Origin of the sequence: Curtobacterium sp. 1544, assembly GCF_040544915.1 — a bacterium.
Classification (GTDB): Bacteria; Actinomycetota; Actinomycetes; order Actinomycetales; family Microbacteriaceae; genus Curtobacterium; species Curtobacterium pusillum_C.
The window spans coordinates 1-23,485 of record NZ_JBEPKX010000026.1 but is presented as its reverse complement, the minus strand read 5'-3'; the positions used below and the strand labels follow the sequence as shown (position 1 = coordinate 23,485).

Genomic DNA, 23,485 nt, shown 5'->3' with positions numbered 1-23,485 from the left:
AAGCCATGACGATCACCACCGCCAGCACGAAGCCGTCCCTCATCCGGGCGTTGACCGCGCCGAAGGGGTTCGGCGACCAGACGCTGCGCGACCCGCGGCCCGACGCGATCGAGCTGCTCGGCGGCATCCCCGACCCGGGCGTGCTGCCCGCGGCCGAGCTCGCCGAGGCCACAGCCCGCGTCCTGACCCGTCCCGGCCTGCCCGCGCTGCAGTACTCGCGGACCGCCGGCATCTCCCCGATCCGCGAGTGGATCGCCGCGCGCGAGGGCGTCCCCGTCGACCGGATCGTGATCACGAACGGCGGGTTCCACGGCCTCGCCCTGGCGATCCAGGTCGTCCTCGAGCGCGGTGACCTCGTGGCGGTCGACAACCCGGTGTTCCCGCTGTTCCTCCGCGGGCTGGAACTGTCCGACGCACGGACACTGCCGATCCCGGTGGGTCCCGACGGACTCGACCTCGACGCCCTCGAACGCGAGCTGGAGGCCGGCGCCCGACCTCGTGCGCTCTACACCGTGCCGGACTTCCACAACCCGACGCAGGGCACGCTGCCGGCCGACGAACGGGAGCGCCTTGTCGCCCTCGCCGAGCGCCACGACTTCGTGGTGTTCGCCGACAACCCCTACCGCGAGCTCTGGTACGGCGACGGCCCCGAGCCCGTCGACGCCTTCAACCACTCCGAGCACGTCGTGCACGTCAACACGTTCACGAAGACGCTCGGTCCCGGTCTCCGGCTGGGGTGGATCGTCGTGCCGGAGCGCTTCGCGGGCGACGTCGTCGCGCTCCGGAGCCGGCAGGACTCGCACAGCTCGACGTTCGTGCAGGCCGTCATCGGCGAGCTCGTGACCGCGGACGAGACCCTGTTCGACCGCACCCTCGACCGTGCTCGCGCGCTGTACCGGTCCCGCGCCGAGACGCTCGCCTCGGCACTCGCCGACGCGGCCCCCGGCGTCTTCGAGGCGACCGTCCCCGGCGGCGGGCTGTTCCTCTGGCCGCGGATCGCCGACGACCGGATCGACGCCGACGCCCTCGCAGCGGCGGCGAGCGCCGAGGGCGTCGAGTACCAGCGCGGCGGGTTCTTCCCCTCCGGGCCGGGCACCGACGCGGACCGGCACCTCCGGCTCGCGTACGGCCACGTCGACGAGGAGCGGCTGCGTCTGGCGGCGACGCGCCTGGGGCAGGCCGTCGCGCGCTTGTGAGGTGACCAGCAGAGGGACGGGAGGCGGGGGGGGCGCGGGGCCCCCCCCCCCCCACCCCCCCGGGGCCCCCCCCCCCCCCCCCCCCGGGGGGGGGGGGGGGGGGGGCGGGGGGGGGGGGGGGGGGGGGGGCCCCCCCGCGGGGGGGGGGGGGGGGGCCCGGCGGCCCCCCCGCCTCCAGTCCGCCATGGGGCCACCCCCAGGGCACGCCGGGTTGGATCGGGGGATGCTCCGCGTGTCCGTCGTCATCCCCGTGCGCGACGACGCCGTGCACCTGCGACGGTGCCTCGACGCCCTCGCGGTGCAGTCAGTGCTCGCCGACGAGGTCATCGTCGTCGACAACGGCAGTCGCGACGACAGCGCGGCGGTGGCCCAGGCGGCCGGGACGATCGTGCTCACCGAACGGGTCCGCGGCATCGCCCGGGCCTCTGCCCGTGGCTACGACCGGGCATCCGGGGACGTACTCGTCCGGCTCGACGCGGACTCGGTCCCGCCGCCCGGGTGGATCGCCGACGCGCTCCGGCTGCTCGACGACCCCGAGGTGGTCGCGGTCACCGGACCCGGGTGCCCGCACGACGGGAGCCCGGTCGTCGGTCGGGTCTGGGACGCCGTCTACATGCGGCCGTACTTCGCCCTGATGTGGGCGGCGCTCGGACGGCCGCCGCTGTTCGGGTCCGCGATGGCGATACGCCGGGACACCTGGCTCGCGATCCGGTCCCGCGCCCACCGGCTCGACCCGGAGGTGCACGACGACGTCGACCTGAGCATGCAGCTCGACCCCGCGTGGCGTGTGGTGGCCGATCCGGCGCTCACGGTGCAGGTGTCCGCGCGGCCGTTCTCCGGTCTCGGGTCCGCGGTGCTCCGGACGCGGCGGGCGTTCCACACGTTCCGGGTGAACGGGCGACGGGCGAACCCGGTGCGGCGGTGGGCGCGGCGGGCACGGGTCGCGGCGCGGCGGCGGGCCGTCAGCGGGTGGTGGCGCGCGCGCTGACGCGCCGACTCAGGGACGGTAATCGCGGGGGTCGTTGGGGTTGTCGAGGGGCAGCTGCCTCGGCCAGGTACGGCCCTGCGAACCAGCGAGCGCACTGACGGTCCCTCGCCACACGGCGATGAGGACGGTCGGCAGCCAGCCGCGCTTCTTCGGGTCGGCGAACCCGTCGTCACCGTACGGCCGGTCCCAGTCCGGATCACCCATGCGCCCTCCTCGGTTCGTCCCCGATGCTACGGGCGTGCGGTTGCCGGTTCCGCAGCGCCAGGACACGGTTCGGTGACGACCGGCGGCGCGGACCGTGCCGGAGCCTAGGATCCGAACACGGGCACCCGGACCGGGCGGCCACGACGCGCAGCACAGGGGGACGACATGCGACGACGGACCAGCATCGGGATCACGGCGGCGGTCCTCGTTGGCGTCGCGCTGACGGGGTGCACGCAGGGCTCGGCAGGCGCGGGCAACAGTCCGACGAGCACGACCGGCTCCGCCGGGGGCACGAGCAGCCCGACGGCGTCGGCGACCGCCACTCCACGCCCGACGTCCACGATCACCGCGGTCCCCGGAGTGGACGACGACGCCGGGCGCCTCCCCGACTCGTGCTCCGGACTCATCACGGCCGGGAAGTGGGACACCGCCTTCGCGGACGCCCCGCTCAACGACCCGGCGGTCGTCGGGGACCCGGTGCAGACCCCGAAGGACGACCTCACCCCGGTGCTGCAGCCGGACGGCAAGCGGCTGTACTGCGTGTGGCGGGACCCGCGGGCGGACACGACGTTCCTGTCGATCCGGGTCGCGGTCGTCGACTCGACGAAGGCCTACCCGCACTTGCAGTCGGCGCTGTCGGGCTACGACTGCTCCCTCGACGGGTACGGGTACCGCTGCCAGAAGGTCTCGCAGAACGCCCAGTACCCGGTCACCGACGGCGACACCTACTACACGCGCGGTGACGTCGGCATCCACATCGAGCAGTCGAACGTCACGACCTCGGGGTTGCTCGACGACGTGGTCAGCCACACCTTCTAGGAACGGCCGGTCGGCCGTGCCCGCACGTGCGCCCGCTCCCCCTGCGGGCCGTACAGGCAGAGCACCTCGGTCACCTCGTCGGTCACGTTGCCGATCCAGTGCGGCGTGTGGGTGTCGAACTCCGCGACCTCGCCGGGCCCGAGGTCGAGGTCGTGTTCGCCGAGCACGAGCCGCAGCCGCCCGGACAGCACGTAGAGCCACTCGTAGCCCTCGTGCGTCTTGAGCGACGGTTCACCGCCGGGCGAGTTCGGCGGGAAGAGCTGTTTGAACGACCGCACGCCCCCGGTCCGCCGGGTGAGCGGCACGACGACACGGCCACCGTGCAGCTCCGGCTTGAGGTGCACACGCGGGTCCCCGGTCTGCGGCGCCCCGACGAGGTCGTCGAGGGGCACCTGGTACGCCCGGGCGAGCGGCAGCAGGAGTTCCAGGGTGGGCTTCCGCTGGCCGGACTCGAGCCGCGAGAGCGTGGACACCGAGATGCCCGTCTCCGTCGCGAGCGCCGCGAGCGTGACGTTGCGGTGTGCCCGGAGGGCGCGCAGTCGCGGGCCGACCCCGTCGACGACCTCGGCGGTCGTGCGCGGGGTGATCCGTTCCTCCCGGCCGTGTGCCATGCCGACCATGTTGCCAGGTCGGCAAGCATCGTTGCCAGATGTGCTCGGGGTCTCGCAGGATGCACGCATGCGTGATCACTACGACGTCATCGTCATCGGCGGAGCTGCGGCCGGTCTGTCCGCCGCCCTCATCCTCGGTCGCTCCCGGCGCTCCGTCCTCGTCGTCGACGCGGGCGAACCCCGCAACGCACCCGCGGAGGGTGCGCACAACTACCTCGGGCGCGAGGGCGCGTCGCCGTCGGAGCTGTACCGGATCGGGCGCGACGAGGTCGCCGCCTACGGCGTCGAGGTGACGGCCGGGAGGATCGTGGCCGCGTCCGCCACCGACGGTGACGGGGTCGACGCGGTCGGCTTCTCGGTCACCCAGGACTCCGGCGCGGTCGTGACGGCACGCAGGCTGGTCGTCGCCTCCGGCGCCGTGGACGTCCTGCCGGAGGTCCCGGGCCTCGCCGAGCAGTGGGGGCGCGGGGTCGTGCACTGCCCGTTCTGCCACGGGTGGGAGGTCCGTGACCAGCGCATCGGCGTCCTCGTGACGACACCGAACGGGGTGCACCACGCGCTCATGTTCCGGGCGCTGAGCGAGGACGTGACGGCGTTCGTCACCGATCCGGCGCTCGTCGACGACACCGCCCTGGCTGGTTTGCGGGCACGTGGAACACGCGTCGTGCACGGCCCGGTCGCCGAGGTGCTGTCCGTCGACGGTGCCCTCAGCGGGGTGCGGCTCGGGTCCGGCGAGGTCGTGCCGCTCGACGCCCTCGCCGCCGCCAGCACGGTCGAGGCCCGGGTCGGGTTCCTGTCCGGGCTGGGGCTCGAGGCGGTCGACCAGGTCATGGGTGACTTCCGGTTCGGCAGTGCCCTGTCGGTGGACCCGGCCGGGCAGACCTCGGTGCGGGGCGTGTACGCGGCGGGGAACGTGGCATCCCCGATGGCCACGGTCATCGCGTCGGCGGCTGCCGGGACGCAGGCCGGCGCCGCCGTGCACGGCGACCTGGTGCAGGCGGACCTGGCCGCGGCGCTCGCCGGCGCAGGCGCAGGCGCAGGGCGAGTCTCGGTCTGAGCGACACTTCTCGCGTTCGGAGCCGCGAGAAGTGTCGCCTGCCCCGAGTCTCGGCGGAGTCGGCCCGAGACTCGGGGGCGGTCAGTCGACGCGGTAGCCGGCCTGGGCAGCCAGGAGCGGCGCGAGTGTGTCCAGCTGGTCGGCGGCGATCGTGGCACCGCGGAACCCCTCGAGCCGCTCGACCCGGTCGAGGTCGGCGCCCCGGAGGTCCACGTGGTCGATCCGGGTGTTCGACCCCTCGGCCGCCCGGATCCGCGTGCCGTCGAACGACACCCGGAGCAGTCGGGCATCGGCGATGTCGAGCTCGTCGATGACGCAGTCGCGGAACACGACGTCGGTGAGCGTCGAGCCGCGGAGGTTCACGAACCCGAGCTTCATCCCGACGAACTCGACGCCGTTCAGCCCCGCGTCGTACAGCTCGGCCGAACCGACACGGCCGCCGGCGATCCGGACCTCGCGCCACGCGCTGCTCGATGCCCGCAGGACCGGGGCGTCGAGGACCTCGACGATCGAGTCGCGCACCCGGAGCCCGCGCAGGTCGGCACCGTCGACCCGGAGCGTCCCGATCACCGACTCCTCGATCTCGACGTCGGGCAGGCGCTCCCCGGCGAGGTCGAGGGTCTCGATGCGCTTGCCCTCGATGCGGTCGCCGGTCAGGACGTCACCGGGCCCGGGCGTCCAGTCGTCGAGGTCGGCGGGTTCGGTCAGGGTGATCCGTGGGGCGTCGGTACCGGAGCTGCGGGGCATGGGCTCAGTCTGCCGGGTGGGACCGACGTCGGAGCTCGCTGTCGAGCACGTAGTCCTTCGCGGGGCCGTGTGCCTCCCACCGGACGGTCCAGCGGTCGGCATCGCCGGCGAGGACCCCCGTGTAGTCGTCGGGCGCGCACCCGTGGTCGACGCGCTCGCCCCAGACCCAGTCGTGGAAGGGGCGGCCGTCGGCGAAGAACACCGTCCACCGGTCGTCGTCGGCTCTCCGCACGTGCAGGGTCCTCGACACGGGCACGGTCCGCCCGTCGAAGGTCATCGTGCCGGACTCGTCCCAACGGACCTCGTCCGGGCCGGTGCGCGTCAAGCAGGTCGTGCCGGTCACGATGCCGTCGACCCCCGCCCGCCGATCATCCACGCGGCGACGGAGCACCCACTCCCCGAGCAGGTCCGTCGGCAGCAGCACCCGCCCAGGCTAGCCGCGCAGCGCGTCCGCCCGGGCCGCACGGTGCTCGTCGTCGGAGATGACGCCGCGGGCGTGCAGGTCGTCGAGTTCGGCGAGCCGCTGTTCGAGGGACCTGACGGGTGCCAACGTGGCGCTCTGCGTGGCCTGGAAGGCGAGGTCCTCCGTCAGGGTCAACGGGTTCTGCCCGCGGTTCGCCATGCGGGTCGACCGGTACACCGCGAGGACGATCACGGCGATCGTCCCGAGGACGACGATCACGCCGCCGACCATGACGAGCGACCAGACGACGTCGTAGCCGGCCGGGACCAGCGGGCTGTTGGTCTCCTCGAACGCCATGGTTGCCCCCTCGTGCTCGTTCGGTACCGCGATCGTAGCGGCCGCGCGCCCAGGCTAGCCGCGCAGGGGCCCCGAACCCGGCACCCGCGCCCCGTCCGCCAACCCGGCCACGAGCTCGCGCAACGCCTCCTCGGAGGTGTGCCGCGCCTCCCACCCGAGCACCGACCGTGCCTTGTCCGTCCGCATCACCGGCACCTGCGCCGCGATGTCCACCCACCCGGCGTCCGTCGGCTGCAGGCGCAACCGCCAGGTGAGGGTGACGATGCCGCGGATGAGCCACATCGGCGCACGGATGGCCCCGAGCATCCCGAACGCCCGGGCGAGCCGAGGCGGGTTGAGGACGGGCGAGGCGGCGATGTTGAACGCTCCCCCGGCCCGCCGGTCGATCGCACGCCAGTAGGCATCGGCGACGTCGTCGGCGTGCACGGCCTGGAACACGAACGGCAGCGGCAGCGGCAGGACCGCCCACCGGATCCAGCGGACGATCGACATCGGGACGAGGTGGCCGAGGAAGAGCCCGCGTATCTCGGCGGCGGCGGCCCGCTGGAAGATCAGCCCGGGCCGCAGGCGCGTCACCACGACGTCCGGGTGCTCCGCCGCGAACCGGTCCATCGCCGCCTCGTTCGCGGCCTTGTGGACCGAGTAGGTGGCGGTCGGGATCCCCGTCGCCGGCCAGCTCTCGTCGACCGAGGTGCGCTTGCCGTCGACGTCGACCCCGCGGTAGGTGCCGACCGACGAGGCGACGACCACCTGCGGGACGCCGGCGCGGGCGACCGCCTCGAGCACGTTCGCGGTCCCGGTGACGTTCGTCCGGTACTGGGTCGGGATGTCGTGCGTCGGTTGCAGGGCCCACGCCAGGTGGACCACGGCGTCGGAGCCCTGGAACACCGCGGTGAGTTGGTCGACGGCGTCGTGCGCGCCGACGTCGACCGCGTGCCACACCGCGGACCCGTACGGCTCGGCGCGGAGGTCCGGCAGTCGGCGCGCGACCCCGACTGTCTCGACCGAAGCACGCTCGGCCGCCAGCCGTCGCACCACCGCCGTCCCGACGTTGCCGGTCGCCCCGACGACGACGATCCGCATCAGGCGGCGGCCAGCGACGGGTCGAGCACGACCTTCACGCAGCCGTCCTCCTTCTTCTGGAACACCTCGTACATGTGCGGGGCGTCCTCCAGGGAGACCCGGTGCGTCGTGAGGTCGAGCGTCCCGAGCGGGTCCGAGCCGTCCGACACGAGCGGCATCAGGTCGTCGATCCAGCGGCGGACGTTGCACTGCCCCTCGCGCACGGTGATCTGCTTGTCGAACAGGGTGAACATCGGCATCGGGTCCGCCCGCCCGCCGTACACACCGCTCAGCGAGACGGTGCCACCACGGCGGACGAGGTCGATCGCCGCGTGCACGGCAGCGAGCCGGTCGATGCCGGCAGTCTCGATCGCCTTCTGCGCGATCGCGTCGGGGAGCAGTCCGGCGGCACGCTGCGCGAAGCTGGCGAACGGGTTGCCGTGGGCCTCCATGCCGACCGCGTCGACGACGCCGTCGGGGCCGCGACCGTCGGTGAGGTCGATCAGCTGCGGCACGACGTCCTTCGTCAGGTCGAAGACCTCGGCGCCGTGCTTCGACGCGAGGTCGCGCCGCACCTGCTCGGGGTCGACGGCGAGCACCCGGTAGCCGAGGTGCGCGCCGATGCGGGCGGCGAACTGTCCGACCGGGCCGAGGCCGAGCACCGCGAGCGTGCCGCCCTCGGGCACGTCGGCGTACTGCACGGCCTGCCAGGCGGTCGGCAGGATGTCGCTGAGGAACAGCCAGCGGTCGTCCGGGCTGCCGTCGGAGGGCACCACGATCGGCCCGTAGTCGGCGTGCGGTACCCGGAGGTACTCGGCCTGTCCGCCGGGGACCTGGCCGTACATCTTCGTGTAGCCGAACAGCGAGGCACCGGTGCCGTACTCGGCGGTCTGGGTGGTCTCGCACTGCGACTGCAGGCCGTTGCGGCACATCCAGCAGTGCCCGCAGGAGATGTTGAACGGGACGACGACGCGGTCGCCGACCTTGAGGGTGGTCACCTCGCTGCCGACCGCCTCGACGATGCCCATCGGCTCGTGGCCGAGGACGTCGCCCTTGTCGATGTAGGCGCCGAGCACGCGGTACAGGTGCAGGTCGGAGCCGCAGATCGCGGTCGACGTGATCCGCACGATCGCGTCGGTCGGCTCCTGGATGGTCGGGTCGGGGACGGTCTCGACGGACACCTTCTCGGTGCCCTGCCAGGTCAGTGCGCGCACGTCGCGTTCCTCTCGTGGTCGCTTCGGGCCGGCCGGGAGGCACGGCTCGTCTCCCACGTCGGTACCCGCCCGTCCCGTGGTGCGTTCCCAGCCCCGTCCGCTGCGCGCGTTCCGCGGCGGACGCGAGCCGTGCCTCCAGGCTCAGACCACGGGGTCCGCCAGGACCGCGTCGAGCACCCGCTCGTGCTCCGACCGGTCGCCCGGACCCGCACTGTCGGTGAGCATGATGAGCGACTTCCACAGTGCCCACCCGCGTCCTCGGGCCCAGGTGCCCGCGTCGAGCCCGACGACGTCCCGGAACACCCCACGGGCGTCCGCGTCGAGGAACGTCCACGCGAGCACGAGGTCGCACGCCGGGTCGCCCACACCGCACGTCCCGAAGTCGATGAGGGCGCTGAGTCCGCCGGACCCGTCGACCAGGAGGTTCCCCGGCGCGACGTCCCCGTGGAACCAGACGCCGGGTCCCTCCCACGCCGACCCGACGGCCTCGTCCCAGACCCGCTCGCACGCCCGGCGGTCGACGGCAGCACCGAGGGCGTCGACAGCGGCGACGACCTCGGACGCGTAGTGCGACGGGTGCGCACCCCGGTGGAACGAGTGCGCCCCGGCGACCGGGCCGTCCGCGGGCGGGATCACCCGCAGCTGCCGCAGCACCGCGCCGACGTCGGCCGCGAACCGCGAGTGATCGAGCGGCGGCGCCCGGAGCGCGTCCGTGCCGTCGATCCAGCGCCGGACCGACCACGGGAACGGGTACCCGTCGGTCGGGGCGCCGAGGCCGACCGGCTCCGGCACGGGCACGTCGAGCCGGGGTGCGAGGTACGGCAGCACCCGCTGCTCCTTCTCGACCGCCGCGACGTACCCGGCCGCACTCGGCATCCGGACGGACAGCTCGCTGCCCAGCCGGTACGTGCGGTTGTCCCAGCCCTGTGGATCGACCTCGTCCACGGGCAGGCCGGCCCACTCCGGGAACTGCTCGGCGACGAGTCGCTCCACGAGCGCGGCGTCGATGTCGGGGCGAGGCACCTCGGTGTGCATGCCCCCACGGTAGCGACCGGCGGTGTCGTGGTGGCCGATCGGCCATCCGGGGTCGATCGGCGGGCCGATGCGGGCAGCCGTACCCGCTCGGGACACTGGGGGCGATGGACCACCGCACCACCCGACGCACGCTCCTCGGCGGCGCCGCCGGCATGCTCGCGGCGACGGCGCTCGCGGCGTGTGCGACGACCGGCCCGGCACGTCCGACGCGCACCCCCACGCCCGTGCCCACGCCGACACGGACCCCGACCGCGACACCGACACCGACACCGACACCGACCCCACCGCCGCCGCTCGCTCGACGCCCGCTGCCGGCCGGCACCGTGACGGCGCTCCCGCAGGGGACTCCGGGCATCGCGTGGACGGTCGACGACGGCGCCAGCTCGGACGTCGTCGAGGCCTACGCCCGGTTCGCCGCCGCCACCGGGACGCGCCTGACGTTCTTCGTGAACGGGGTCCGACCGTCGTGGACCGAGCACGCCGACCTCCTGCGTCCGCTGATCGAGTCCGGGCAGGTGCAGATCGGCAACCACACGTGGGACCACCCGGCGCTCACGAAGCTGTCCGACCAGGGGATCGAGGACCAGCTCACCCGGAACCACGAGTTCATCGAGCGAACCTTCGGCGTCGACGCCCGCCCGTACTTCCGACCGCCGTTCGGCTACCACGACGCCCGGGTCGACGCTGCCGCGGCCCGGGTCGGGTACTCGACTCCGCTGCTCTGGTACGGCACGCTCGCCGACTCGGGGAACATCACGTCGGACCAGATCGTCGGGTTCGCCGAGCAGTGGTTCCTGCCCGGGCACATCGTCATCGGGCACGCGAACTTCCCCGGGACGATCGGCGCACTGCCGCGTCTGGGGCAGCTGCTCGAGCAGCGTGGGCTCGCGACCCACACGCTCGACGACGTGTTCAGTCGGTAGGTTCGGCCAGCGCGAGCAGTGCGGTCCGCGCGACCGCGAGCTCACGGTCGTCGAGGTAGGGCTGCATCGACGTCGCCGCCGCGAGCCCCTCGGCCGCGTGCCGCACGACCAGGGACCGGTCCTCGGGCAGGCCGTCGCGGGCGAAGGTCTCCCGCCAGTACGTCGCGTCCGCCGCGATGACGGGTTCGACGCCGGGGACCGCGGTGAGCCCGGTCCACATCGCCGTCGGCGAGAACACCGCCATCGCCCGTTCGCTCCCGCCGCACAGGGTCCGGACGTAGGCGCGCAGGACCTTCCCGGCGCGGTTCTCGGCGAGGTCGACGTGCCGCATGACCTCGTCCTTGAACGTCTCCAGCCCGTGCTCCGCGACCGCCAGCAGGAGTTCGTCCTTCGACGGGAAGTGGTGCAGGAGCCCGCTCTTCGACACCCCGGCGTCGGCGGCGATCTCGGCGACGCTCACCCGGGTGCCGCGTTCCCCGAGCAACCGTTCGGCGGCCTCGAGCACGGCCGACCGCGTGCGTTCCCGGTCGCGGGTGCCGTCAGTCGTCCTGCTCACGGGTTCCATCCTGCCGGTTCGGGATCACCCGCAGTGCGACGACCGCGGCGACGGCGAGCAGGACGGCCGCGCAGACCGAGGCGAGCTGCATGCCGCCGGTGAACGCCTCCCGCGCGTGCTCGAGGAGCGGCGAGGACCCGTCGAGGACCTGCGACGCACTCGCGAGCGACTCACGGATCGCGCTCCCCGCGCTCGCCGGGACCTCGAGGTTCGCCCGGTAGAACGCCGTCTGCAACGACCCGAGCACGGCGATGCCCAGCGCCACGCCGAGCTCGTACCCGGTCTCGGAGATCGCCGACGCCGCGCCCGCACGCTCCCGGGGCGCAGCGGCGACCACGGCGTCGGTGGCGAGCGTCATCGAGACCCCGACGCCGAGACCGACGACCGCCAGGGCGATCGCGATCCCCCAGTAGGTCGGCAGCCCCTCGGCGAACGCGAGCCCCGCCATGCCGACGGCCGCGACCGCCAACCCGAGGCCGATCGACCGCCCGGGGCCGACGTGGCGGGCGAGCAGGCCGATCACGGCGATGACCGCGATCGAGGCCAGGGTGGCTGGGAGCTCGGCGGCGCCGGCGAGCAGCGGCGGGAAGCCCCGGACGAGTTGCAGGTACTGCGAGAAGAAGAACAGCAGGCCGCTCAGCGCGAAGACCGAGAGCGAGTTCGCCACCACGGCACCGGAGAACGCCGGGATCCGGAAGAGCTGCAGGTCGATGAGCGGTGTCGCCAGGCCCTTCTGCCGCCGGACGAACCACCAGCCCGCGGCGATGCCGATGAGCGCAGCGATCGGGACGGTCCAGTCGAACCCGTGCCCGACGAGGTGCTTCACGGCGTACACGAGCGGCACGATCGACAGCACCGACAACACGGCGGAGAGCAGATCGATCGGCGTCCGAGCACCACCCCGGGACTCGGGCAGCAGGATCGCCCCGGCGACGACGATCACCACGATCACCGGGATGTTGATGAGGAACACGGACCCCCACCAGAAGTGCTCGAGCAGCGCGCCGCCGACGAGCGGACCGGCGGCCGCGCCACCTGTCGCACCGGCGGACCACACCGCGATGGCGGTCGTGCGCTGCCGGGCGTCGCGGAAGACCGCACGGACGAGGGACAGCGTCGACGGCATGAGCGTCGCGCCGGCGATGCCGAGCAGGGCCCGGGCGGCGATGAGGAGCTCGGGGGTGGTCGCGAACGCCGCGGCGGCCGAGGCCAGCCCGAACGCGATCGACCCGATGAGCAGCAGGCGCTTCCGCCCGATCCGGTCGGCGACGTTGCCCATGGTCACGAGCAACCCGGCGAGCGCGAAGGAGTACACGTCGCCGATCCAGAGCACCTGCGTCGCCGTCGGGTCGAGGTCGGCGGTGAGCGACGGGACCGCCAGGGCCAGCACGGTGCCGTCGATCGCGAGCAGCACGACAGCGAGGGTGAGCACGCCGAGGCCCGCCCACTCCCGAGCGGTGGCGCGGTGGATCGGCGTGGCGGTGGTCTGCGTCATGCCGTCAGCCTAACCGACCATCTGGTCTGTTCAGCGGACTGCACAGTCTGTGATCAAGATCGCCCGACGGGTCAGCCGCCCAGCCGGTCGCGCTCCGCCCCCGGCAGGTGCTCCGTCGCGGTCTGCCGCGCCGCCGGCGTCAGGAACCGCCCGCTCCGCTCGAGGAACGCCACGAGCGCCGGCTCCGACGCCCGCTTGCCGGTCTCGCGCAGTACCCACCCGAGCGCGGACTGCACCGTCTCGCTGCGTTCCCGCACGAGCCGCCCCGCGATGGCGAGCGGGACCTCCGCGTCGCCTCGCTTCGCGAACGCCAGGGTCGCCACCACCGCGATCCGTCGCACCATCGCCACGTCGGACTTCACGAGCGCGAACAGCGGCCCGGTCGATCCACCGACCAAGGGTGCCCCCACGATCTCCTCCGCCGCGAGGTCCACGAGCGCCGTGTCGTCGAACCGCTCCGCCTTCGCCGCCGCGAGGTACTCGTCGGTCAGCTCGGGATCGGGTCGCTCCCGAGCAGCCTGCACGAACAGCAGCACCGCGACCAAGCGCGCCCCGGGATCCTCACTCCACAGGAGCGCGGACCGCTCACCCTCGTCGAGGTCCGCGAACTGCCGCGCGACCCTGCGGGCCGCAGCGACGTCACCGTCGGTCCGTGCGAACGCCGCGAGCACGGCCTCCGCATCCGCGTGCCCACGTCCACCACCGGCCTGGAGGCGCGTCACGCGACCTCCCCGTCCGTCGCCTCGTTCCGTGGTGCGGTCCGACGACCGCGGCGCAGGACGATCACCGCGACGACCACCAGGAACGCGGCGAAGAGCCAGGTGCCCACCTGCGGGTCGACGAGGCGGGCGATCCACGCGCCTCCAGGCGAACAGACCGCGGCCGTGACCCCGACGGTCAAGCCGACCCGGAGCTCGACGGCGCGGCGACGGAGGTTCGCCACCGTGCCGGACACCGACGTCGGCACCATCGTGAGGAGGGACGTGCCCTTCGCGAGCAGGTCACCGGCACCCAGGACCACCTCGAGGCCGGGCACGATGACGACACCGCCACCGACCCCGACCAACCCGGAGAGCACGCCGGACAGCAGACCGAGCAGCAGGAGCACGACGGCCTCGACGACACCGAAGTGGACGTCACCGCCGCGCGTCGGCACCGTCGTGAACAGCGAGACCAGCACGACGGCGATGAACCCGACGAAGATCCACGGCAGGACCCGCAGCGGGAGTGCACGCAGCAGCCTCGCTCCGACCGGGGCGCCGACCACGCTGCCGATCGCCAGGGTGAGTGCCGCGAGCCAGTGCACCTCGCCCTGCACGGCGTAGGTGATCGCACCGACGACCGCCGCCGGGGCGATCGCCACGAGCGAGGTCGCGGACGCCCGGCGCTGGTCGAGGTGCAGGAACGCCATCAGCGCGGGCACGACGATGACCCCGCCGCCGACGCCGAACAGGCCGGAGAGCACCCCGGCGACGATCCCGATCGCGACCAGCACGATCACCTGCCCGCGGCGCTTCTCCATCCCGCCAACCCTACGACGCGACCGTTCGATCCGAGCACGGTTGAAGCCCACCACCGGGGCAACGGTGATGGGCTTCGATTTGCTCTCCGAGTGGAGTGCCAACGGGACCAGAGGTGTCCCGAGCGCGAACGCTCGGGACCAGCGTACGTGACCCCGGTCACGCATCCACCCCTCGGCACTTCCGCTCCTCGTGTCCGCCGGCGCTGACACCGGAGGTGGTCTCGATGTCGAACGACAACGGGTCCGAGCCCAGGCGTCGAGTGTCCTGGCTGGGGGTCGCGAGCTTGCTCGTGGCCGTCACCAGGCTCGTGCTCGACCTCTGGCGGAAGGACTGAGACAGGCGGCCCGCACCACGGGTGCGGGCCGTTCGGGTTCGGGCCACCTCCGTGGTCAGGAGCAGTAGTCGTACGCTGGCTCGTCCGCGGCGCCGACGTAGACCCTCGACACGGTCGCCCCGTCGGCCGGGATCTGGAAGACGATGAACCGCCCACCGTCCGGGACGGCCCAGAAGGTGTCGCGCGTGCCGCCGACGGGGTCCTTCCGGGTCTGCACCACGTTCGGGTACGCCGCCCGGATCTCGTCCAGCGTGCTCCCGAGCCCGATGCCCGCGCGGGTCCTCGGCCCGATCTCGGGCTGGGCCGCCGAGCTGTCCGTCGGCCCCGAGACGACCACGGTCTGCACGACGCCGTCGCCGACGATCTCCACCACCTTGCCGTCCGGCCGCTCCCAGATGCGCGCGTTCGGGTTGGGGCAGCCCCACTCGTAGATGACGGCCCCCGTGTCGTCGACCAGGGGCGGCGCCGGGGTGAGGCCTTCGCGGAGGGCGGCGTCGTCGGCGCCGGTGGCGCTCCCGAGCGTCGCGGGGCCGACCCCGTCCGCCGTGATCGTCCACGTCGACCAGTCCGTGGCCGAGTAGGGCGGCGCGGTCGGCGTGGGTGTCGGAGTCGGAGTGATCAGGACGGGGGCGGACGACGGGGTGATCGTGCGGGCGGGTTCCGTCGGCGTCGGCGTGGACACCGGTGCCGCTTCGGGGGTCGTCGGGATGAGGCCGAGGGCGACGCCGCCACCGGCCGCCCCGACTGCCAGCAGGGCGACGACGGCGATCGCGACGCCGGTGCGACGACCCCGGCGCTTCCGTGGCTCGGCTCGTTCGAGCACGTTCTGCTTCATCGAGACGAGCATCCGCTGCAGGTCGTCTCCGACCGGGGGGTCCGACCTCATCGCTGCACCTCCTTCGTCGCGCGGGAGCCTCGTCGTGACGAGGTCCCTCCGGGACGAAGACCGAGCGACTGCGCGGCCTCCGACCACGTCCGACCCTCGAGGAGGCAGAGCTCGACGAGCCGCCGGTCGGTGTCGGGGAGTGCGAGCAGGTCCTGCTGGACCAGCCGGAGCGGGTCGCCGCCGACGACGTCCGCGCCACGGGGTCCGGCGTGCGAACGACAGACGGCGAGCAGCCACGGCAGCAACCGGCCCGTGGGCAGGTTCAGGCCGGCGGCGTGGTCCCAGAGCGAGAGGAACGACTCCTGCACGACGTGCTCGACGTCGGCAGGGGTCCCGCAGACCGCCCAGGCGTACCGGGTCAACACCGGCGCGAACCGGTCGAACGCGGTCGCCAGCGCGGCCTTGTCCCCGGACACCAGACGGCGCACGAGGGACGGATCATCGTCAGTCACGGCACTCCCTTCACTTCACAGTGTCGGGAGATCGACGATCCTGACAGGGTTCGCCCATCGGGGGACGATCACCGGAAGTGCAGGACCTTCAACGGGTCCACGAGCGTCGCGCCCTGTCGGACCTCGACGTGCACGTGCGGGCCGGTGGACTGCCCGGTGTTGCCGGACTTCGCGATCTCGTTCCCCTTCGACACGATCTGCCCCTTCTTCACCTCGATCTTGCTGAGGTGCGCGGTGAGGACGGTCGTGGTGCCGTAGGTGACGATGACGTAGTTGCCGTAGGACGGGTTGTTCGCGACGGTGCTCGTGACCGTCCCCGTCGCCGAGGCGTACACGGGGGTGCCGGTGCCGACCGCCGCGTCGGTGCCCTGGTGGTAGCGCGGGACGTGCCCGGCGCCGCGGTCGTCCCCGTACTTGCCGGAGATCTTCGTGCTCGCGACCGGCCAGAGCAGCCCGGTGACGGGGCGGGTCGACCACGCGCGGGTGTCGGTCTTTCCGTAGACGACGACGTTGCCGTCGACCTGCACGAGCAGACGTCCGGCGCCGGCCCTGCTCGTGTGGCTCGCCCACAGCGCCTTGTTGGTGGCGGAGTAGACGACGAAGTTGCCGTCGGTCTGCACGGCCGCGTACGCACCGGGGTTCCCGCCGGTCTTCGTCGCCCAGACCGTCTTGCCGTTGACGGCCTGCACCAGGATCCCGTCGGTGCGCATGGTGAGGGTGCGCCCCTGCGACGGGTCGGAACGCAGGACGGTGCCGGGCAGGATGACGTTCCCGGCGACGACGCTGTCCTGGTAGCTCGAGAACTCGATGATGTTCTGCTTGGCGGTGTTCGTCATGCGCATGGTGCCGTCGGCGCGGATGCCGAAGTCGCGGCCGACCTGCCCGGCTCCGCCCCAGAGCGCCGCACGCGAGGTCCCGTACCAGATCGCCAGCGTGCCGTTCGTCCGGATCTGCGCGGACGCCCCCGGCTTCCCGGCGGTGTTCGACGCCCACAGGACCTTGCGGCCGATCCCGTACTCGACGAGGTTGCCGTCGCCCTGCATGACGAGCTGGAACTGCCCGTTGACCGAGGTGATCGAGTCGCCCGGCCAGAGCGTCGTGCCAGCGGGAGCCGCACCCTTGTAGACCGCGGGCGCGGCGGTGGCGGGCTCCGCGGTGCCGACGAGTCCGGCCGCGACGGCGGTGACCGCGAGGGCGGTGGCGAGCAGACGGAGACGCACGGGTCGTGCGACCGGACGTGCCGTGGACGTGGTGCTGCGCATGATTCCCCTGACCTGTGACCGCCGGACGACGATCGGAGCGTGGCGATCACGCCCCTGCGCGATCGTTCGGCAGCGCGCTCTCGACACGCCGCCGAACGATGGTCACTTGTTCAGGGAGGCTGCACAACCCCCTTGACACCTCGGGGAGGACCCCAGTTCCAGGGGGCCGACGCGCGTCACGGCGCCTGGAAGAACTCCTTCGGCGTCGCCAGGAGCGCCTCGAGCTTGTGGAAGGACTGCGTCCAGCCGGCGATGTTCATGTCGCGCATGACCTCCGGGAACGGACCCTGGGTCAGGGTGACGATCGTGCCGTCGCCGTCCTCGGCGAACTCGAGCGTGAGGGACAACGGCGTCCCGTCCTCGATGCCCGGGATGCCGTGGGCCGTCGAGGTCCCCACGATGACGCGGTTCTCCTCGATCTCCTGCAGGACGGAGGTCACGGGCGACGACCACTCCGCGTTGTCGTTGCTCACCATCGTCAGGTTCCAGGCCCCACCGACGCGGGCGTCGACCTCGACGGTCGCGACGGGGACGTGGAAGCCGAGCGGCCCGAACCACAGCGCGAGCAGCGCGGGGTCGACGAAGGCGCGGTAGACGTCCGCGACGGGGTGGGCGAAGCGGTGGGTGGCGTGGGCGGTGAACTGCTCGGTCATGACTGCTCCTGCGGGTCGGTGGTGATGGCGGGGGTGGGTGTGGCACTGGACGCACCGACCACGCGGGTGTGGTCGCGCTGGGCGGCGAGCACTGCCTCCAGGCTGTCGAACCGGCGGTCCCAGACGGGCTGCAACCCGCCCAACCAGGTGCCGAGTTCGTCGACGGCCTCCGGCCGGAGACGGCACGTGCGCCAGGTGCCGTGCCGTTCCCGGGTGATGAGCCCAGCGCGTTCGAGCACACCGAGGTGACGCGAGATCGCCGGGGCACTGACGTCGAACGGCGCGGAGAGGTCGGTGACGGTCGCCTCGCCCTTGCCGAGCCGTTCGACGATCCGGCGACGGATCGGGTCGGCGAGCGCCGACAGGACGACGTCGATGCGGTCGGTGTCCATCGTCGCCTCCTTGGTGAACCAGGCGGTTAATTAACCGCTGCGTTCAGTATCGATCTACCCACACTGATCCGCAAGGGCCGGGTCGACATCCAGTATTCTGCCGTACACTTGCAAGCGTGATGCGAACCCGACTGCTCAGCACGCTCGTCCCCGCCGCCGCGCTCCTCGTGGCGCTCACCGCCTGCAGCACCGGCGGTGCTCCCGCAGCACCGACCGACGACCGCAGCGCGAGTGCGACCGCCGATCCGACGTCGCCGCCGGCGTTGCGACCGGGCTGGGACGCGGCCACCGGCACCATCACGCTCGGCGACGGCCCGACCCGGATCGACGTCTGGTTCGACCCGATGTGCCCGTACTGCAAGCAGTTCGACGAGGCGCAGCGCGAAGCCCTGGCCGACTGGTCGACACGGGACGGCTCGCAGGTCGTCCTGCACCCGCTCACCTTCCTCGACCGCGCGTCGCAGGGCTCGGCGTACTCGACCCGCGCCGCGACCGTGCTCGCCACGGCCGCCGAACAGGATCCCGCGACGGTGCTGGCGATCCTGCTCGACCTCTACGACCGGCAGCCCGCGGAGCAGACCGCGGGGCTGGACGACGCCGCGCTGCGCGCGATCGCGTCGGCGCACGGGGTCGACGCCGCGGAGGCGCTCGCGGACCGGCCGTGGGACGCGACGTTCCGGAAGACCTCCGCCGAGGCGTTCAGCGGGCGCGACGCGATCACGGGCACGCCGACGATGCGCGTCGACGGGCGCGAGGTCCCGAGCGGGCAGCTCTACGAGCCCGACCTGCGGAGGCAGGTCGACACGTACCTCGACCAGCGCTGAACCCCGGGGCCGCCCGACGAGGACAGGATGGAGGCATGCCGACGCCGAACCCCGCCTTCGTCCCGCCTGCCCTCCACACCACACGCCCGGACATCCGCGGCACGTTCGGGACCGCAGCCTCGACGCACTGGATCGCGACGGCGACGGCCCAGTCCGTGCTCGAACGCGGTGGGAACGCGTTCGACGCAGCGACCGCCGGTGCGTTCGTGCTCCAGGTCGTCGAGCCGCACCTGAACGGGCCCGGCGGCGACCTCACCGCGATCTTCGCCACCGCGACCAACCCGACCCCGGCGGTCCTCGTCGGCCAGGGTCCGGCTCCGGAGGGCGCGACGCCGGGGCACTACCGCGCCGAGGGACTCGACCTCGTCCCCGGGTCAGGCGCCCTCGCCGCCGCCGTCCCTGGTGCCGTCGACGCGTGGTTGCTGCTCCTCCGGGACCACGGCACGTGGGAGCTCGCCGACGTCCTCGCAGCGGCTGTCGGCTACGCCCGCGACGGCCACCCCGTCACACCGGCGGTGGTCCGCACCATCACCACCGTGCGGGGCCTCTTCGAGGAGCACTGGCCCACCTCCGCCGCGCAGTGGCTGCCTGGAGGCACGGTGCCGGCCCCAGGGGACCTGGTGCGCAACGAGGCGCTCGCCTCGGTGTTCGAGCGGCTCGTCGCCGCTGGCGACGGCGCGGGCAGCCGGTCCGCCCGCATCGACGCGGCACGCACCGAGTGGGCGGAGGGTTTCGTGGCAGAAGCCATCGACCGCTTCGTCCGCACGCCCCACCGACACTCGTCGGGCAGCGACCACGCCGGGGTGATCCGAGCCTCCGACCTCGCGGCGTTCCGGGCCTCGTACGAGCCCGCGACGACCGCGGAGTTCCGCGGGTGCACGATCGCGAAGACCGGACCGTGGGGCCAGGGTCCGGCGCTGCTGCAGACCCTCCGATTGCTCGAACCGTTCGACGACGCGCTGCTCGACCCGTCGACCGAGGTCGGCGCGCACACGATCGCCGAGGCGCAGAAGCTCGCCCTGGCCGACCGCGAGGCGTTCTACGGCGACGGCGACGTCCCGCTCGACGTGCTGCTGTCCGACGCCTACACCGACGAACGCCGCGCGCTGATCAGCGACCGCGCCTCGGCCGAACTGCGCCCGGGGTCCGTCGACGGCGTCGTGCACGCGATCCCACCGGTCCGGACGCTGGCCGAGGCCGAGCGCGTCGGCACGGTCGCAGCGCAGGGAGTCGGCGAGCCGACCGTCCGGGTCGAGGCATCGACAGCCACGCCCGTCGAGGACCGCGGTGAGCCCTTCGTCGCACCCGACGGCGACACCCGCGGTGACACGGTCCACATCGACGTCGTGGACCGCTGGGGCAACATCGTCAGCGCGACCCCGTCCGGCGGCTGGCTGCAGTCGTCCCCGACGATCCCGGAGCTCGGGTTCTGCCTCGGTACCCGCCTGCAGATGACCTGGCTCGAGGAGGGCACCGCCTCGACCCTCCGCCCCGGCGAACGCCCCCGCACGACCCTGACCCCGACGATCGTCCTGCGTGACGGCGCTCCGGTGCTGGCGCTCGGCTCACCGGGCGGTGACCAGCAGGACCAGTGGCAGCTGCTGTTCCTGCTGCGGTGGATCGTCGGCGGGTACTCCCCGCAGCAGGCGATCGACGCCCCGGCGATGCACACGACGTCGTTCCCGGGGTCGTTCTGGCCGCGCACGTGGGAGCCCGCGGGACTCGTGGTCGAGGACCGCCTCGGCGACGAGGTCATCGCTGGACTCGGGGCCCGCGGCCACGTCGTCACCCGCGCCGGCGACTGGGCACTCGGCCGACTGACGTGCGTGACGCGTGACCCGGCGACCGGGGTCCTCGGTGCCGCGGCGAACTCGCGCGGCGCGCAGGGCTACGCGGCCGGACGCTGACGCCGACGCCGCACGGCCCGGACCCACCGCACGAGGTTCACGACCGGGTACGCCAGCGTCAGCAGCGCGACCACTGCCATCCCCAGCGCGGCGACCCAGGCGGGTTCGGGCCGCACCATGATCAGGACGATCTGCACGACGGCGTTGACGCCGACCGCGGCCAGCACGACGGACGCGAGGATGCGCCACACCAGGCCGGAACGCGTCATCGGCGCTTCGGCGTCGGCGCCGTGGTCCGGCGGCGCGTAGGCGAACCCGACGCTGCCGGGCGCCGCGTTCGCGATGCTCATGCGGGTCGTCGCCTCATCGTCGAGACGCGGGGCCCGGTATCGCTGCGGCTCGTCCGGCACGGTGACTACCGCTTCGCCCGGACCCACCGGACGAGGTTCACGATCGGGTAGGCGAGGGCCAGCCCGGCGAGGACGAGCAGTGCGAGAGCCCCGACCCAGGCGCCGCTCGCTCCGTCGACGTTGGCGGTCTGCCACAGCGGGACGGAGCGCACGATCGCGTTGATCCCGATGGCCGCCAGCACGAGCGATGCGACGATCCGCCAGACGAGTCCGGCCCGGCTGACCGGGACGGCTTCGGCCGCTCCGGCGCCAGCGGTCGGAGCGTCGTACGTGAGCCCCATCGTGAGCTGACCGCCGTCGCCGTCCGCCGTCCGCGGTCGAGCAACCGCTGCTGAGTAGTCCGGATTCTTCGACATGATCGGCTCCCACCCCGGCGCGCCCCTCGCACCGTTTCCCCCACGATACCGAGGCGCTCGCCAGACGGCGGGAACCGTTACCGGATCGTCAGACGGCAGCAGCGGAGGGCACGACGACCGCGCGGCCCGAGAGCTCGCCGGCCTCGAGCTTCCGGTACGCCTCGAGCGCGTCGTCCAGCGCGTACCGCTCGACGTCCGGGACGATCTGCCCGGCACGGTACATGGCGACGACCTCGTGCAGGTCCTCGATGGTGCCCCAGTACGTGTTCGTGATCGTCGACTCGTACGGCGTCGCGAAGAAGTTCCACTCGGTGGTGCCGCCCGCGATCCCGACGACCGTGAAGCGCCCGCCGATAGCCATCGACGCCTGGGCGGTCGTGATGGTCGGGGTGGCCCCGACGAAGTCGAACGCCGCATCCACCCCGCGACCGCCGGTGATCTCGCGGATCGCGGCGACCTGGTCGGGTCCGCCCGGCACGGTGATCGCGCCGCGGGCAGCCGCACGGTCCATGGCGTCCTGCTTCATGTCCGTGGCGATGACGGTGGCGCCGGTCAGCGCGGTCAGGATCTGCACGGCGATCTGCCCGAGTCCGCCGAGTCCGACGACGAGGGCGTACTTGCCGCCGCCGGCCAGGTTCGGCAGGGCGTTCTTGATCGCGTGGTACGGCGTGAGGGCCGCGTCGCTGAGGGGTGCGGCGGCGACGGGGTCGGCGTCGCCGAGCGGCACGAGGTTCCGGGCCGGGACGGTGACGTACTCGGCCATGCCGCCGTCACGCCCGAGGCCGATGCCCATGTACGGGTTCGTGGCGGCGTTCTCGCAGTAGGTGTCCTGCCCCTTCGAGCAGTACGAGCAGTGCCCGCAGCCGACCGGTCCGTAGACGAGGTAGGCGTCACCGACGGTGAAGCCCGAGACGCCGTCGCCGAGTTCCTCGACCCAGCCGGAGTTCTCGTGACCGAGGACGAACGCGGGTGCCTGGGCGCCAGGCTGTCCCTCCTGGAACTCGCGGTACACGGCGACGTCCGAGTGGCAGGCACCGGCGCCGGCGACCTTGAGCAGCACCTCCCCCGGGCCCGGAGTGGGCTTCGGGACCTCCGTGAGGGACGGGAAGGTCTGGTACTGCTCGAACACGACGGCGCGCATGGGGTCTCCTTTGAACACCACTAAAGCTACACCTGTCGCGTAAACCACCGAGGTCGGAACCTGCGTCTTCCCCGTGAGCCGGTTGCGAGAACGATCGTTCTCCGCTTGACTCGGCATCGACGGTCCCGTTCGGGACCACTCCCCACACGAAAGGAGCGGCCATGCCCACGCGCACCGCACGCACCGCCTGGAACGGCGGCCTGAACGACGGCTCCGGCCAGGTCGAACTCTCCAGCTCCAAGGTCGGCACGTACGACGTCTCGTTCCCGAAGCGCGCCGCCGAGGACGCCGACGGCACCACCAGCCCCGAGGAACTCATCGCCGCGGCGCACTCCGCCTGCTACGCCATGCAGTTCTCCGCGATCCTCGGCGAGGCCGGCGGCACGGTCGAGGCACTCGACGTCAAGGCCGACGTCTCGCTCGGCCCGGACAGCGCCGGCGGCTTCAAGCTCACCGGCATCGTCCTCACCGTCAGCGGCGAGGTCTCCGGCATCGACGAGGCGGCCTTCCTCAAGGCAGCCGACGACGCCAAGGCGACGTGCCCCGTCAGCAAGGCGCTGACCGGGGTCGACATCACGCTGCACGCGACGCTCGAGCAGTAGTCAGCACCACCGGACGGACGGGAGGCGGGGGGGGCCCCGGGGCCCCCCCCCCCCCCCCCGCCCCCCCCCGGGGGCGGGGGGGGGGGGGGCCCCCCCACCCCACGGTACCCGTGGGGGCTGTCGACCCCCACCGCGA

The 23,485-nt window shown here is 72.9% G+C and carries 28 protein-coding genes; 8 read left to right on the top strand and 20 right to left on the bottom strand.

Annotated features, from left to right (window positions below; genetic code table 11):
- Positions 1-5: 5 nt before the first annotated feature.
- Together ABIC61_RS14100 and ABIC61_RS14095 are read left to right on the top strand one after the other, a co-directional pair.
- On the top strand, positions 6-1,196 hold the full coding sequence (locus tag ABIC61_RS14100) for an aminotransferase-like domain-containing protein (RefSeq protein ID WP_354030415.1): 1,191 nt from the start codon (positions 6-8) through the stop codon (positions 1,194-1,196).
- 223 nt (positions 1,197-1,419) lie between these two features.
- Positions 1,420-2,184: a glycosyltransferase family 2 protein gene (locus ABIC61_RS14095; protein WP_354030414.1), complete on the top strand. Its 765-nt coding sequence runs from the start codon at positions 1,420-1,422 to the stop codon at positions 2,182-2,184.
- Positions 2,185-2,193: 9 nt separating this feature from the next.
- Here the strand turns inward: ABIC61_RS14095 and ABIC61_RS14090 are convergent, their stop codons facing one another.
- Positions 2,194-2,388, bottom strand: a complete 195-nt coding sequence (locus tag ABIC61_RS14090) for a hypothetical protein (RefSeq protein WP_354030413.1) — start codon at positions 2,386-2,388, stop codon at positions 2,194-2,196.
- A 165-nt stretch (positions 2,389-2,553) separates the two neighbouring features.
- Between ABIC61_RS14090 and ABIC61_RS14085 the strand changes: the two genes are divergently transcribed.
- Complete coding sequence (locus ABIC61_RS14085; RefSeq protein WP_354030412.1) at positions 2,554-3,207, top strand: hypothetical protein; 654 nt, start codon at positions 2,554-2,556, stop codon at positions 3,205-3,207.
- On the opposite strand, the gene ABIC61_RS14080 is transcribed toward ABIC61_RS14085, so the two are convergent.
- Complete coding sequence (locus ABIC61_RS14080) at positions 3,204-3,827, bottom strand: helix-turn-helix domain-containing protein (protein WP_502908814.1); 624 nt, start codon at positions 3,825-3,827, stop codon at positions 3,204-3,206. The two genes, ABIC61_RS14085 and ABIC61_RS14080, sit on opposite strands and share 4 nt — an antisense overlap.
- 58 nt (positions 3,828-3,885) lie before the next feature.
- On the opposite strand from ABIC61_RS14080, the gene ABIC61_RS14075 reads away from it, so the two are divergent.
- Positions 3,886-4,875, top strand: coding sequence for an NAD(P)/FAD-dependent oxidoreductase (locus tag ABIC61_RS14075; protein WP_354030410.1), 990 nt, complete (start codon positions 3,886-3,888; stop codon positions 4,873-4,875).
- Between the two features lie 81 nt (positions 4,876-4,956).
- Here the strand turns inward: ABIC61_RS14075 and ABIC61_RS14070 are convergent, their stop codons facing one another.
- The 6 genes from ABIC61_RS14070 to ABIC61_RS14045 all read right to left on the bottom strand — a co-directional run bounded on the left by ABIC61_RS14070 (position 4,957) and on the right by ABIC61_RS14045 (position 9,693).
- Positions 4,957-5,622: a pentapeptide repeat-containing protein gene (locus ABIC61_RS14070; RefSeq protein ID WP_354030409.1), complete on the bottom strand. Its 666-nt coding sequence runs from the start codon at positions 5,620-5,622 to the stop codon at positions 4,957-4,959.
- 4 nt (positions 5,623-5,626) lie between these two features.
- Positions 5,627-6,046: a DUF6314 family protein gene (locus ABIC61_RS14065; protein ID WP_354030408.1), complete on the bottom strand. Its 420-nt coding sequence runs from the start codon at positions 6,044-6,046 to the stop codon at positions 5,627-5,629.
- A 9-nt stretch (positions 6,047-6,055) separates the two neighbouring features.
- Positions 6,056-6,382: an SHOCT domain-containing protein gene (locus ABIC61_RS14060; protein ID WP_354030407.1), complete on the bottom strand. Its 327-nt coding sequence runs from the start codon at positions 6,380-6,382 to the stop codon at positions 6,056-6,058.
- Between the two features lie 54 nt (positions 6,383-6,436).
- Entirely contained in the window at positions 6,437-7,465 is a 1,029-nt protein-coding gene (locus tag ABIC61_RS14055) for an NAD-dependent epimerase/dehydratase family protein (RefSeq protein ID WP_354030406.1), read from the bottom strand.
- On the bottom strand, positions 7,465-8,658 hold the full coding sequence (locus ABIC61_RS14050) for a zinc-dependent alcohol dehydrogenase (RefSeq protein ID WP_354030405.1): 1,194 nt from the start codon (positions 8,656-8,658) through the stop codon (positions 7,465-7,467). Before ABIC61_RS14050 ends, ABIC61_RS14055 begins: the two co-directional genes overlap by 1 nt.
- Before the next feature lie 141 nt (positions 8,659-8,799).
- The gene (locus tag ABIC61_RS14045) at positions 8,800-9,693 is read right to left on the bottom strand and encodes an aminoglycoside phosphotransferase family protein (RefSeq protein WP_354030404.1); all 894 of its coding nucleotides are present in this window, start codon (positions 9,691-9,693) and stop codon (positions 8,800-8,802) included.
- A gap of 104 nt (positions 9,694-9,797) precedes the next feature.
- On the opposite strand from ABIC61_RS14045, the gene ABIC61_RS14040 reads away from it, so the two are divergent.
- Complete coding sequence (locus ABIC61_RS14040) at positions 9,798-10,616, top strand: polysaccharide deacetylase family protein (RefSeq protein WP_354030403.1); 819 nt, start codon at positions 9,798-9,800, stop codon at positions 10,614-10,616.
- On the opposite strand, the gene ABIC61_RS14035 is transcribed toward ABIC61_RS14040, so the two are convergent.
- The 9 genes from ABIC61_RS14035 to ABIC61_RS13995 form a co-directional block, all read right to left on the bottom strand.
- Positions 10,606-11,172, bottom strand: a complete 567-nt coding sequence (locus tag ABIC61_RS14035; protein WP_354030402.1) for a TetR/AcrR family transcriptional regulator — start codon at positions 11,170-11,172, stop codon at positions 10,606-10,608. The genes ABIC61_RS14040 and ABIC61_RS14035 overlap by 11 nt on opposite strands.
- A complete protein-coding gene (locus ABIC61_RS14030; RefSeq protein WP_354030401.1) occupies positions 11,156-12,667 on the bottom strand; it encodes an MFS transporter in 1,512 nt (503 codons plus the stop codon). Before ABIC61_RS14030 ends, ABIC61_RS14035 begins: the two co-directional genes overlap by 17 nt.
- Before the next feature lie 71 nt (positions 12,668-12,738).
- The gene (locus tag ABIC61_RS14025) at positions 12,739-13,389 is read right to left on the bottom strand and encodes a DNA alkylation repair protein (RefSeq protein WP_354030400.1); all 651 of its coding nucleotides are present in this window, start codon (positions 13,387-13,389) and stop codon (positions 12,739-12,741) included.
- A complete protein-coding gene (locus ABIC61_RS14020; protein ID WP_354030399.1) occupies positions 13,386-14,354 on the bottom strand; it encodes a sulfite exporter TauE/SafE family protein in 969 nt (322 codons plus the stop codon). Before ABIC61_RS14020 ends, ABIC61_RS14025 begins: the two co-directional genes overlap by 4 nt.
- Positions 14,355-14,579: 225 nt before the next feature.
- Positions 14,580-15,410 (bottom strand): hypothetical protein, encoded by an 831-nt coding sequence (locus ABIC61_RS14015; RefSeq protein WP_354030398.1) that lies wholly within the window; start codon positions 15,408-15,410, stop codon positions 14,580-14,582.
- Positions 15,407-15,862: an RNA polymerase sigma factor gene (locus ABIC61_RS14010; RefSeq protein WP_354030397.1), complete on the bottom strand. Its 456-nt coding sequence runs from the start codon at positions 15,860-15,862 to the stop codon at positions 15,407-15,409. Before ABIC61_RS14010 ends, ABIC61_RS14015 begins: the two co-directional genes overlap by 4 nt.
- 68 nt (positions 15,863-15,930) lie before the next feature.
- Positions 15,931-17,124 (bottom strand): peptidoglycan DD-metalloendopeptidase family protein, encoded by a 1,194-nt coding sequence (locus tag ABIC61_RS14005; RefSeq protein ID WP_354030396.1) that lies wholly within the window; start codon positions 17,122-17,124, stop codon positions 15,931-15,933.
- A 176-nt stretch (positions 17,125-17,300) separates the two neighbouring features.
- Positions 17,301-17,777, bottom strand: a complete 477-nt coding sequence (locus ABIC61_RS14000) for an SRPBCC family protein (protein ID WP_144756612.1) — start codon at positions 17,775-17,777, stop codon at positions 17,301-17,303.
- On the bottom strand, positions 17,774-18,169 hold the full coding sequence (locus tag ABIC61_RS13995; RefSeq protein ID WP_354030395.1) for an ArsR/SmtB family transcription factor: 396 nt from the start codon (positions 18,167-18,169) through the stop codon (positions 17,774-17,776). Before ABIC61_RS13995 ends, ABIC61_RS14000 begins: the two co-directional genes overlap by 4 nt.
- Before the next feature lie 119 nt (positions 18,170-18,288).
- Here ABIC61_RS13995 and ABIC61_RS13990 point away from each other — a divergent pair, with 119 nt between their 5' ends.
- Positions 18,289-18,993, top strand: a complete 705-nt coding sequence (locus ABIC61_RS13990) for a DsbA family protein (protein ID WP_354030444.1) — start codon at positions 18,289-18,291, stop codon at positions 18,991-18,993.
- Positions 18,994-19,028: 35 nt separating this feature from the next.
- Positions 19,029-20,900 carry a gamma-glutamyltransferase family protein gene (locus ABIC61_RS13985; protein ID WP_354030394.1) on the top strand — a complete coding sequence of 624 codons (1,872 nt, stop codon included), beginning with the start codon at positions 19,029-19,031 and terminating at the stop codon, positions 20,898-20,900.
- Here the strand turns inward: ABIC61_RS13985 and ABIC61_RS13980 are convergent.
- The 3 genes from ABIC61_RS13980 to ABIC61_RS13970 form a co-directional block, all read right to left on the bottom strand.
- Positions 20,882-21,190: a hypothetical protein gene (locus ABIC61_RS13980; RefSeq protein WP_354030393.1), complete on the bottom strand. Its 309-nt coding sequence runs from the start codon at positions 21,188-21,190 to the stop codon at positions 20,882-20,884. The genes ABIC61_RS13985 and ABIC61_RS13980 overlap by 19 nt on opposite strands.
- A gap of 65 nt (positions 21,191-21,255) precedes the next feature.
- Positions 21,256-21,606 carry a hypothetical protein gene (locus tag ABIC61_RS13975; protein ID WP_354030392.1) on the bottom strand — a complete coding sequence of 117 codons (351 nt, stop codon included), beginning with the start codon at positions 21,604-21,606 and terminating at the stop codon, positions 21,256-21,258.
- Positions 21,607-21,694: 88 nt separating this feature from the next.
- Positions 21,695-22,747 (bottom strand): NAD(P)-dependent alcohol dehydrogenase, encoded by a 1,053-nt coding sequence (locus ABIC61_RS13970; protein ID WP_354030391.1) that lies wholly within the window; start codon positions 22,745-22,747, stop codon positions 21,695-21,697.
- A 161-nt stretch (positions 22,748-22,908) separates the two neighbouring features.
- Between ABIC61_RS13970 and ABIC61_RS13965 the strand changes: the two genes are divergently transcribed.
- Positions 22,909-23,349: an OsmC family peroxiredoxin gene (locus ABIC61_RS13965; RefSeq protein WP_079237841.1), complete on the top strand. Its 441-nt coding sequence runs from the start codon at positions 22,909-22,911 to the stop codon at positions 23,347-23,349.
- The last annotated feature ends 136 nt before the right edge of the window (positions 23,350-23,485 follow it).